General features: G+C 40.0%; 11 protein-coding genes. 8 read left to right on the top strand and 3 right to left on the bottom strand.

Annotated elements, in window-relative coordinates; all coding sequences use genetic code 11:
- Positions 1-189: 189 nt before the first annotated feature.
- Positions 190-534: a hypothetical protein gene (locus CVS84_RS09040; protein ID WP_107692004.1), complete on the bottom strand. Its 345-nt coding sequence runs from the start codon at positions 532-534 to the stop codon at positions 190-192.
- Between the two features lie 3 nt (positions 535-537).
- The gene (locus CVS84_RS09035) at positions 538-1,860 is read right to left on the bottom strand and encodes an NFACT RNA binding domain-containing protein (RefSeq protein WP_107692010.1); all 1,323 of its coding nucleotides are present in this window, start codon (positions 1,858-1,860) and stop codon (positions 538-540) included.
- Positions 1,861-2,095: 235 nt separating this feature from the next.
- Here CVS84_RS09035 and CVS84_RS09030 point away from each other — a divergent pair, with 235 nt between their 5' ends.
- The 3 genes from CVS84_RS09030 (at position 2,096) to CVS84_RS09020 (ending at position 6,053) form a co-directional block, all read left to right on the top strand.
- Positions 2,096-4,228 (top strand): TonB-dependent siderophore receptor, encoded by a 2,133-nt coding sequence (locus CVS84_RS09030; RefSeq protein WP_107692003.1) that lies wholly within the window; start codon positions 2,096-2,098, stop codon positions 4,226-4,228.
- A gap of 84 nt (positions 4,229-4,312) precedes the next feature.
- Positions 4,313-5,578 carry a 3-isopropylmalate dehydratase large subunit gene (gene leuC / locus CVS84_RS09025; protein WP_103604161.1) on the top strand — a complete coding sequence of 422 codons (1,266 nt, stop codon included), beginning with the start codon at positions 4,313-4,315 and terminating at the stop codon, positions 5,576-5,578.
- Positions 5,579-5,768: 190 nt separating this feature from the next.
- Positions 5,769-6,053 carry a hypothetical protein gene (locus CVS84_RS09020; RefSeq protein WP_107692002.1) on the top strand — a complete coding sequence of 95 codons (285 nt, stop codon included), beginning with the start codon at positions 5,769-5,771 and terminating at the stop codon, positions 6,051-6,053.
- Between the two features lie 65 nt (positions 6,054-6,118).
- On the opposite strand, the gene CVS84_RS09015 is transcribed toward CVS84_RS09020, so the two are convergent.
- Positions 6,119-6,376, bottom strand: coding sequence for a SemiSWEET family transporter (locus tag CVS84_RS09015; RefSeq protein WP_021091682.1), 258 nt, complete (start codon positions 6,374-6,376; stop codon positions 6,119-6,121).
- A gap of 128 nt (positions 6,377-6,504) precedes the next feature.
- Between CVS84_RS09015 and CVS84_RS09010 the strand changes: the two genes are divergently transcribed.
- From CVS84_RS09010 to CVS84_RS08990, 5 genes are all read left to right on the top strand, one after another.
- Entirely contained in the window at positions 6,505-6,993 is a 489-nt protein-coding gene (locus CVS84_RS09010) for a hypothetical protein (RefSeq protein WP_107692001.1), read from the top strand.
- 105 nt (positions 6,994-7,098) lie between these two features.
- Positions 7,099-7,674 carry a molybdenum cofactor guanylyltransferase gene (locus tag CVS84_RS09005; RefSeq protein ID WP_107692000.1) on the top strand — a complete coding sequence of 192 codons (576 nt, stop codon included), beginning with the start codon at positions 7,099-7,101 and terminating at the stop codon, positions 7,672-7,674.
- Entirely contained in the window at positions 7,667-8,632 is a 966-nt protein-coding gene (locus tag CVS84_RS09000) for a phospholipase A (protein WP_107692009.1), read from the top strand. The genes CVS84_RS09005 and CVS84_RS09000 overlap by 8 nt, the downstream gene beginning before the upstream one ends.
- A gap of 166 nt (positions 8,633-8,798) precedes the next feature.
- Entirely contained in the window at positions 8,799-10,193 is a 1,395-nt protein-coding gene (locus CVS84_RS08995) for a GntP family permease (protein ID WP_107691999.1), read from the top strand.
- Positions 10,190-11,323, top strand: coding sequence for a glycerate kinase (locus CVS84_RS08990; protein ID WP_107691998.1), 1,134 nt, complete (start codon positions 10,190-10,192; stop codon positions 11,321-11,323). The genes CVS84_RS08995 and CVS84_RS08990 overlap by 4 nt, the downstream gene beginning before the upstream one ends.
- Positions 11,324-11,333: the final 10 nt, after the last annotated feature.

Below are 11,333 nucleotides of genomic sequence, written 5' to 3'. Positions count from 1 at the left end.
TTTAAAAAGTGACCGGTTAAAAGTCCCTCGATCTTGCCGCCAAGTGGGCAGGCTTTAGGTGAGTCAGAGTGGATCTTAAAAAGTTTTTCTTTATCATTTACTGCGTTAAAAATTTGAAGGAGGGTTAGGTATTGGGGAGGGTATCACTGACTTGAGATATGGTGTTTGTGGGGCTGGGGTGTTTAGGCATCAAATAGTTATGTCAAGCATATGATGTTCGCTAGGCACTATTTCCTCATTATCTGCTATATCGTCCAAATCTTCCTCGCCACTATCTCTTGAATTTTGTTTTTCGCTCTCAAACTCACTTGCCTCTTCTTCATTTTTTTGGCGTTCATGTTCCTTTTCAGGGTCTATTTTATAAGACTCTTCCATCGGACGCACCTCTTTGATCTCTTCACTTTGTTGCGAGGCAAGCTCAGCTGCCATCAAAGATTGCATATCAAATCTGGCTTGTTGATTTGCATGCACTTGCGATACTACTGGTGCGTTTTGATTTATAAAGTTACTATTTCCTAAAGGTGTTACAGCCATTTTTTAGCCTTTATTTATGATGATAGTTTTATAGTTCGTATAAGTGACATTTGCACCGTTTTCACGTTTTAAATTTTCACGCTTAGTGTAGTCTACCTCGTACCTGCCAGCTCCCTTTACACTAAATTCCACGCAGAATTTAGCTGCCATTTCTAGCACATCTTCAGGCACCCTACTCTTGTTTGTCTTGATGATGACGTGGGCGCTTGGGCTATCCTTTAGATGTAACCATATATCGTCTTTTTTGGCAAGATCAAGCAAATTTATATTGCCTTTTTCATTTCTACCAACTAAAATTTTAAACTCTCTAACGTAAAAAATTTCAGCATTTTCGCTTACATCTTTTATGTGCCTCTCTCTTTGTTTTGCCTTATTTTTTGGACTTAAAATTTCAAGTTCGTAAGCACTTTTTGCCTCTTTTAGAAGTGACTTTAGCCCTTCTAAAAACTCGATCTTTTCGCTTAAATTTCTCTTTTCTATCTCCACGCCAATGGCTTTTGCACGAAATTTTTTTGATCTTGTGTAAAATTCATTTGCGCTGTTTTTTGGTGTATCGCTAAGAGTTAGTTTTATCTCGTTGCCATCAAAATCTTTCAGGCAAATTTCCCTCTCATAGCCCTTAAAATTTCCCAAATTTGCAAGCAAAAGCGATCCTAAATTCGAAGCCTCCTCGCTTTTTTTCATTAGTTCATCTTTGTCTTCAAGCGAGTTTAAAATTTCACTCATGCTATCTATCTTTTTTTGCACGCTGGCTAGCTTTGTCTCTTTTAGCCCGGCTATCCTGGACTCATTTACTCTAGCTGCTTCGCTTTTAAAAAACGCCTCAAAGTCCGTTATTTGCTCACACGGCCTTTCTTTTATCTCGATGGCTGGCAGTTCTTTTAAAATTTCGCCAGTTTCTATTTTTCGGTAGCTATTATCGATGTGCCTTAATGCCTCAATTATCACATTGTTTTCATCAGTTATCACAGCATTTGTAAAGCGACCCGTAAATTCAAGATAGAGGATAAAATTTTCACTTTTATATGAACCGCTTTGTGTGCAGATAAATTTTAAAATTCTATTGTTTTTTAGGCACTCAACGCTTTTTATATGCGAGGCGTTAAAACGCTTTTTTAGCACATTATCAAAAGGCGCTTGATAAATTTTTGCTTCTTTTTGCTCATCATCTTTATAGATCGCAGAGTTTGATTTGTTTAGATCAAAGATGATCTTCTCGCCATTAAATTCGATTAAAATAGCCATATCATTAATGCGTTTTGCTTGGTTTATCTTTGTAAAATTTGATAAATAATTTGCTATTTGAACTAAATGTGCGTACTTCATACTAAAGATTATATCAGAAATGTTGCAAAAATATTTTAACAAGTGCTTCATCACTTTTTGTGACAGAATAGTAAAAATCTGTTTTCTGATCCATGTTTAATTTTTTCCAAATGTTTTATTTGTAATGTTATTAAAATATAAATTTTTCGTAAATTTTTTTCATAAAAATTTAAAATATATTTTTATATAATGATAACTATTTTTATAATATTAAAAATTTTTTAAGGGATGATAAATGAATAAATTTCGCATTAATGCGGTGCTTTGTTTTGCCATTTCTGCTTTAAATGCTACTGATGTAAGCTTAGATGGTATCAGCGTTGAAGATAGCGCGGACGACGGATACCGCGCCAAAACCAGCGAAGTGGGCAAAACAAATACGCCTATTTTAGAGATCCCACAAACGGTAAACGTCGTAACCCAGCAGCAACTAAAAGATAAAAAGCCAGAGACTCTAGCCGAGAGCCTTCAAAACGTGAGCGGAGTTAGCTACGGAAACACCACTGGCGGTATCTTTGACTCGATCATCAAAAGAGGCTTTGGCGGCGGACGCGACGGCTCGATCATGCGAAACGGCGTACCTGCTAGCGTCATGCATAGCTTTAACAAAACGGTAGAAAGCGTCGAGGTGCTAAAAGGCCCGGCTAGCCTGCTCTACGGCGCGCAAGAGCCCGGCGGCATCATAAATATGGTCACTAAAAAGCCAAAATACGACTTCTCAAACGAAATTTGGGCAGGTATCGGCAACCGAAACTACTGGAACGCGGGCTTTGATACCACGGGACCGATCGCTGATAGCGGCTTTGCGTATAGATTTATATTCGACGCCATGCAAAAAGACTACTGGAGGGAGTTTGGCGAATATAAAAACGTCCTCTTTGCGCCTTCGCTCTCGTATAAGGGCGATGATTACCGCATAAATTTAGCCTATACGCACACGCGCTCGACCGATCCGATCGACCGCGGCATGTATCTCATTCCAAGCACGGGCAAACTACTGCCGATAGATAAGAAAAGGCGCCTTGACGAGCCGTTTAATAAACTAAAAACCAGACTCGACACGGTGGACGTAAATTTTGAAAAAAATATCGGCGAGGACTGGCTACTGCGCGGCGCTTATGCGTATTCGCGCTCCAAGCACGAATACGGGCACATCAGGCTAATGAACGTAAATTTAAACACCGGCGTTGCGGCTAGACGAAACGAGGCGTATGACGGATTTATCCACCGCACGCACGCGGGGTCGTTAAATTTAAACGGTTACGTGCAAACGGGCGAGATAGAGCACAACTTGCTATTTGGTATCGACGCAAAGGAGTACTACCGCTATAGACCCGGCGCGCTAAACAGCTACAGTTCCGGCACGACGCACAGAAACTTCCCGATAAATATCTACAGTCCAGTCTATGGCACGGTCGCCTATCCGTCCGATAGAGCCTCCAGCATCCAGTATCAAAAGCTAAGAACGATCGGATTTTACGCGCAAGATAGTATAAATTTGACCCAAAATTTGATCTACTCTTTGGGCGTTAGATACGAGTACTACGACCAAGTCGCGCGCGGCACGACTAGCGGACCAAACACAACCGATCAACAAGACGGCAAATTTACGTGGCAGACGGGGCTTTTATACCTGCTAACGCCGGAGTGGTCGGTTTACGCCAACTACGCGCAGAGCTTTAATCCGCAAATGGCGATCAGCGGCGACGACATCGGCGACATAAAGCCCGAAGAAGGCAAAAGCATAGAGTTTGGAACTAAATTTCAAAACGACAGTATAACGGCTAGTGCGGCGGTCTTTAACATCGATAAGAAAAACATCATGCGCACCGTAAATAGCGTAAGTACGCCCGTGGGCGAGGTGCGCTCGAGAGGATTTGAGTTTGACTTTAACGGCCGCGTGACGCAAGGGCTAAGCGTAGGCGCTAGCTACGCATATACTAAAACCGAGGTGCGCAAGGATAGCGGCGCATTTACCGTGCTAGTGGGCAAACCGCTAGAAGCCACGCCTAAGCACCAAGCCAGCCTCTTTGCTAACTACGACTTTAGCCACCTAGGCGCAAAAGGCCTAAGGATCGGCGGTGGAGCTAGATATTTTGGCTCGTGGTATACATACTATATGAGGACGAATCTACCGGCCGTGCCAGCAGGAACGGCATTCAAGATGGATAGTGCGGTTATCTACGATGCTTTCATCAGCTACGATACCAAGATTGCGGGCTACGAGACGAATTTTGCCTTTAACATCAAAAACTTAACCGATAAACTATACTACACCTCATCATCGACTGGTACGGATGCTAATATCATACCGATACAACCGGGCTATGCTCGCCAGTTTATGCTGACCGCTAGCGTTAAATTCTAAATTTACTAGGCCTTTTGGCTTAGTAAATTTTCTTTAAATTTAGCAATTTTCGTTAAAATCGCCTCAAAAATTTAAAGGAAATTTATGAAACAAACTATCACCGAGAAAATATTTTCAGATCACGTTGGCAAAGAGGTAAGTGCTGGAGAGATCATCGAAAGCAAGATCGATATGATCATAGGCAACGATATCACGACGCCTATTTCGATCAAGCAGTTTGAGCGAAGTGGCGCTAAAAAGCTAGCCAACCCAGACGGCTTTGCCATCGTTATGGATCACTACATCCCGACAAAAGATATCCTAAGCGCAAATCAAGCCAAAATTTCACGCGAATTTGCCTACAAACACGACCTTAAAAACTATTTTGATGAAAAAGATATGGGCATCGAGCATGCGCTTTTGCCTGAAAAAGGGCTAGTCATCCCAGGTGACGTCATCATCGGCGCAGACAGCCACACCTGTACACACGGCGCTCTTGGAGCATTTAGCACCGGCATGGGTAGCACCGACCTAGCTTATGCGATGATCACTGGTAAAAACTGGTTTAAAGTGCCTGAGAGTATCAAGGTCGTCTTTAAAGGCAAGCTTGATAAGCACGTTTATGGCAAGGATCTTATCCTTGAGATCATCCGCCAAATAGGCGTTGATGGCGCACTTTACAAGGCGCTTGAGTTTAGCGGTGAGGTAATAGAGGGCCTTAGCATGGATGATAGATTTTCAATGTGTAATATGGCGATCGAAGCTGGTGCAAAGAGCGGTATCATCGCGGTTGATGAGATCACAAAAGAGTTTTTAAAAGATAAAAATTTACGCGATAAACCAAAATTTTTCTACTCAGACGAGGGTGCAAAATACGACAAAATTTTAGAGATCGATGTCACAAACCTTGATCCAGTCATCGCATATCCATTTTTGCCAAGCAACGGCAAGAGCGTAAGACAAGCGGTTCGTGACGATTTAGCCATTGATCAAGCATTTATCGGTTCATGCACAAATGGCCGCCTAAGCGACCTTCGAATCGCAGCACAAATTTTAAAAGGCAAAAAAGTAGCCCGCAAAACAAGGCTCATCATCACTCCAGCGACGCAAAAGATCGCAAGAGCTGCCGAGAAAGAAGGCTTAATCGATATTTTCATCGAAGCAGGAGCGGTCGTGAGCAATCCAACTTGTGGTGCTTGCCTTGGCGGATATATGGGAATTTTAGGTGCAAATGAGCGCTGTATCTCGACGACGAATAGAAATTTCGTCGGACGTATGGGCGATAGAACGAGTGAAATTTATCTAGCCAACTCAGCAGTTGTAGCGGCCTCAGCCATAGCAGGTAAAATCGCCGATCCAAGGGACTTGTAAAAAATAATATGGATAGTTTGATATCTGACTTATTGAAAATTGTACTTGGCGCAGTCCTAATAATGTGTGCGCAATGGGTGTACGCTAATCTAAACACAAAAAAAGAGAAAAATAAACTCAGGCGACAAAAGCTAGAGGAAGCGTTTATTATAGTTGGGATATTTTAGGGGGAATACATTACAAAGTAGCTTTGTTAATAAATCCAAATTTAAATATAGAAAATCCAAAATTTGAAATTGGTAAATTACACTCGCTTATCAGTTTTTACGCACCAGAACTGGAAGGGGACTATAAGGATTTTATGTCTATATATCAAGAATTTATCCCACTTACTGCAACAAGATTTAGAACTTCAAGTGATGATAATAAAAGTATAAAAGAGATAATAGATGAACTAACAAAAATAGCCTTTTTGCTGAATTCAAAAGGTAATATAATCAAAGAAAAATTGACTAAAATAGCGCAAACACTATAAATTAGTTGTTGCGGCGAAGCAAATAATGTTTTATTGTAAAATCGCCACAACAACTAAATGGTGCATTAAAACGCTGTTATAGTTGCTAAAAGACCAAAGATTATACCTGGGAAGTTTGCAGCAGAAAGTGGATAGTCTTTTTTAGCTTTTAATAGGCCGTAGCTTGTCCAGATTGTGCAGTTTAGTGCGGCTGCCAGTGGCTGTATAAAAGGTGTTTTGTTGCCGTCAAGGTTACCCATTATTTGTGGGATGTATGAAAAGTACATAACAACTGATAGGCATGTGCCGATCCAGCCTAAAATTTGTAGATTTTTTTCGCTCATTGCTTTTCCTTAAATAAAAGTGCCATTATATCTTTTTTAATTGTAGCAAGCAAATGGATAAAATAGCCATGATTTTATACTGTGATTAAGATAGCTTTAGTAAAATTGAGCATTTTAAAAGGATAAAAATGCCAGATATAGTATATGACAAAGCAAAATGGCATTGGGGTGCGAAAGATGCGCCGACTGATATACCGCATGAAAACGGTGCGACACACATTGCATTTTTCTTTCGCTGGTGCATGGAGCACAAATTTTATTCGAAGGAATTTGCAGCAGATTTTGCGGACGATATAGCACAGATGGATAAAAATTTTAACTATCGTCAGTATCTTTTTGATGCTATGGACGGCGTACTTGGAAGTGCGGAGCTAAATACTGCTGGTAAAGCCTTTGCAAAAGCTTACTATACGACTGATCGGACAAAATTTGCCAAAATGTATGGTTGGTATTTGCAGGATTATACGGATTTTGTTTCGAAAAAATTTGGTGAAAAATACTTTGATAACGCCTATTTTTATATAGAAAACTCACAAGAAAACTATGCCTTGATCAAAGCTATCATAGATCGTCGCTACGAGGAATTTTTAACAATGAAAACGGCAAAGCAGGCTTAAAATTTTACAAGTAGCATAAACAAAAATAAGTTTTTATCACATATTTTTGGTAGATCAAAGCCGCTTTTAGCTAAATTTAGCCTCATAACTTTCTTAAGGAAAAAGATGCAAACTTGCGTGATTTTAGCAGGTGGCAAAAGCTCGCGTATGGGGCAAGATAAGACACTTTTGCCATTTGGTGGTTTTAAGACGCTTACTCATTATGAGGTTGCGAAATTTAGCAAAGTTTTTGACGAAGTTTATGTAAGCTCAAAATTTGAAAAATTTAGCCCGCCACTAAAGCTTATAAAAGATGAAAATAGCGATAACTATTCGCCAATGCTCGCACTTTACTCCATTCTTAAAAATTTTGATCATAGTGTTTTTGTGATACCAGCTGATATGCCATTTTTTGATCTTAAAAGTTTGGAGGAGCTTGCTAAATTTAAAGATGAATTTGACATGGTTGTGGCTAGTGATAATGAGCACATTCACTCGCTTTGTGGTTTTTTTAGCCCAGGGCTTGCCACTTTGGCTCATGAGTTCTATTTAAAAAATGAGCATAAAATCGGACTTTTGAGAAAAAGCTGTAAATGCAAAGTCATAAATTTTAAAGATAGTGAGCAGTTTTTTAATGTTAATTTCCCTGACGAATACGAAATGGCAAAGAAAATCCAAGAAAAGAAGATAGATGATGAGTAAAATTTTATTATTTTTAAGCCTTTGCCTTAGTTTTTTGATGGCAAGTGGGCTAGATGATTTTAAAAGAGCACAAGAGCTGGAGCAAAGCGGTGACATAAAGGCTGCGATGCAAATTTATAAAGAGCTAGCCAAAAGCTCTTTAAGCGAGCAAAAAGCGGTGCAAAATGTGCAAGAGAGCGAGCCAGCGCTAAGAGAGGCAAAGCTAAAGCAAGCTGATCTTTTAAGAGAAGATAAAAGTGTTAAAAATTTACAAAACGCACTTGGTATCGAGCTTTATAAATTTAACTACCTTTTGCCAGTAACTTATGCTAAAAATGTGCCAAACGATGAGCGAAAGAGCGTTGAAACTAAGTTTCAAATAAGCCTTGCAAAGCCGTTATTTTATGACCTGTTTGGATTTAGAGAGAGCCTTGTGGCTGCCTACACGCAGACATCTTGGTGGCAGATAACAAGGACATCTGCGCCGTTTCGTGAGACAAACTATCAGCCAGAAATTTTTCTAAATTTTACTTCGCCAAAATATTTGGAGCAAATAGGTGTAAAAAACCTAAAATTTGGACTTTTGCATGAGTCAAACGGACGAGATGGTAGCAATTCAAGAAGCTGGAATAGAGCTTATGTGCAAAGTGATTTTGTTTTTGGCAAGCTTAGCATTTCGCCAAGAGCTTGGATGGTAGTGGGCAATAAGGGCGATAATAAAGATATATTAAAATACATCGGGCATGGTGATGTAAGGCTTAGCTATAACCTTAATGAACACATTTTTAGCCTAATGCTAAGAAATAACTTACATTTTGATAAAACAAATAAAGGTGCGGCTGAAATTTCATATATGTTTCCGATATTTTCAACCGGCGTTTATGGCTATTTGCAGTATTTTACTGGATATGGCGAGAGTTTGATTGATTATAATAGGCATACTGATAAATTTGGTCTTGGTTTTGTTATTTTAAAATAAGCTAAAAATTTTAAACTTATAAAATGGCTAAATTTAGGCAAATAGTCATAAATTTACTCAAATATATCAAAAAAATTTAATTAATCAAAAAACTTAAAAATATTAGAAAAAATACAAGCAAATTTTGCTAAAATCTTAAGCAAAATCTCAGAGCAAAGGAGTTTTTATGAGCGGAATCTCACTAATTGTCTGTTTTATTGTAGCCATCATACTTATGATCGTTATGATCTCTAAGCTAAAAGTGCATCCATTCTTGGCACTTATGAGCATTTCTTTGGTTCTTGCGATCGTCGCAGGCATTGATCTGTCCAAGATCCCAGCGATGATAGGTGTCGGCTTTAGTGGCACATTTAAGAGTATCGGTATCGTTATTATCTTTGGAACGATCATCGGCACTGTGCTTGAAAAAACGGGAGCTGCTTTAAAGCTAGCTGATATGGTCGTAAAGCTAGTTGGACAAAAGCGTCCAGAGCTTGCTATGCTTATCATGGGCTGGGTTGTTGGCATTCCGGTATTTTGTGATAGCGGATTTGTCGTTTTAAACTCCATTCGCGAGGCACTTTATAAGAAAATTTCAGCAAGCCCAGTCGCGATGTCAGTCGCACTTAGTGGCGGCCTATACGCTTCTCACGTCTTCATCCCGCCAACTCCTGGTCCAATAGCAGCTGCAGGAACACTTGGTCTTGGCGGAAATTTACTTCTTGTCATCATCATGGGAACAGTCGTTTCAGTGCCTGTGTTGATAGCTGTTTATTTCTTTTCAAAGAGTGTTGGCAAAAGTGTGACTATCAGCGACAAAGATGCTGACGCTACCATCACAGCTACCTACGAAGAGCTTTTAAAGAAATTTGGCACACTACCTAGCGGATTTTTGAGCCTTGCTCCTATTATCATGCCTATTATTTTTATGGCAATTGGTTCGATCGTTGATGTACTAGCAAAACAAGGCATGCTTGATAAGGCTTCTTTTTTACCAAAAGTACTTTTATTTTTAGGCAACCCTATCATCGCTCTTGCTATTGGCGTGATCTTTTGTGTATTTTTACTGGCTGAGTCTAAAAAGATAAGAGATTTTGACCATATCACAAATGAGTCTTTAAAGATCGCTGGTCCGATACTCTTTATCACAGCAGCTGGCGGTGTTTTGGGTAACGTTATTACCGAGGCTGGATTTGTAAATTTCATAAAAGAAAATGCCTCTACTATAAAAGCGATAGGAATTTTCTTCCCATTCATCATCTCGGCTGTGCTAAAAACCGCTCAAGGAAGCTCAACTGTAGCTATCATCACGACAGCATCTATCATGGGTGCATTTAGTGCCGACAACTCACTCATGCAAACACTTGGCTTTACGACTGAAATTTCAGCCGCTCTTTGTGTCATGGCGATAGCATCTGGTGCGATGTGTGTATCTCACGCCAACGACAGCTACTTCTGGGTTGTGACAAACTTTAGCAAGATGACCGCCGATCAAGGATATCGCACACAAACGGCTATGACGTTTATAATGGGTATCGTTGGTATGATTAGTGTTTATATATTATCTTTGGTGGTTTTATGAGAATTTTAGTTGCGATTGATTCGTTAAAAGGCTCGCTTAGCTCACTTGAAGCGGGCCTTGCCATAAAAGAAGGGCTAGAAGAGATCGACTGCGAGGTCGTAGTAAAGCCCATCGCTGATGGCGGTGAAGGTAGTGTAGAGGCGATGGCTGATGCACTTGGTGCAAAATTTATAGATACAATAGTGAAAAATCCACTTGGTACTGAAATTTTGGCGAGATATGCACTTAAAGATGATCTTGCCATACTTGAGATGTCAAGCGCTTCAGGTCTTACACTAATAAATCCAGACGAGAGAAATCCACTAAAAACTAGCACATTTGGCTTTGGGCAAATGATAAAAGATGCCATCAGCAAAGGTGCTAGAAAATTTATCATTGGTATCGGCGGAAGTGCGACAAATGATGCTGGTACAGGCATGCTTAGCGCACTTGGCTTTAAATTTTATGATAAAGATGGTGCTTTACTTGAAGGAAAAGGCGAGAATTTAGCCAAAATTTATGAGTTTACAGATGAAGAGGCACTAAAAGAGCTAAAGGATTGCGAGTTTTTAATCGCCTGCGATGTAGACAATCCTCTTTATGGCATGAATGGAGCAGCCCATGTTTATGCTCCTCAAAAGGGTGCAAATGGCCGCATGGTAAAAGAGCTTGATGATGGGCTAAAACACTTTGCAGCTCTTGTAAAAGAAAAGACTAATAGCAAATTTCATACACAAAAAGGTACTGGCGCAGCTGGCGGACTTGGCTTTGCCTTTGTGGCATTTTTAGGAGCAAAACTTCGCCCAGGTATTGAGATCATTACGCAGACTATCGCGCTTGAGGATGAGATCAAAAAGGCTGATCTAATCATCACTGGCGAAGGCCGTATGGACTTTCAAAGCTCAATGGGAAAGACTCCGACTGGGGTTGCAAAACTAGCCAAAAAGTATCATAAGCCAGTGGTTGCACTTGCTGGATGCGTACAAAAATGTGCCAAAGATTGCCACAAAAATGGGATTGATGCCTATTTTTGTATATTAAATGAACCAGTGAGTCTTGAAGAAGCGATGAGAAAAGATGTCGCGATTAGAAATTTAAAGATGACAGCAGAGCAAGTCATTCGCCTTTATATGCTAAACTACAAAGCATAAATTTAAGAAG

This window comes from Campylobacter concisus (genome assembly GCF_003048575.1).
Classification (GTDB): Bacteria; Campylobacterota; Campylobacteria; order Campylobacterales; family Campylobacteraceae; genus Campylobacter_A; species Campylobacter_A concisus_U.
Note: the sequence above shows the minus strand (reverse complement) of the source record. Positions and strands in the feature narration are given on the sequence as shown.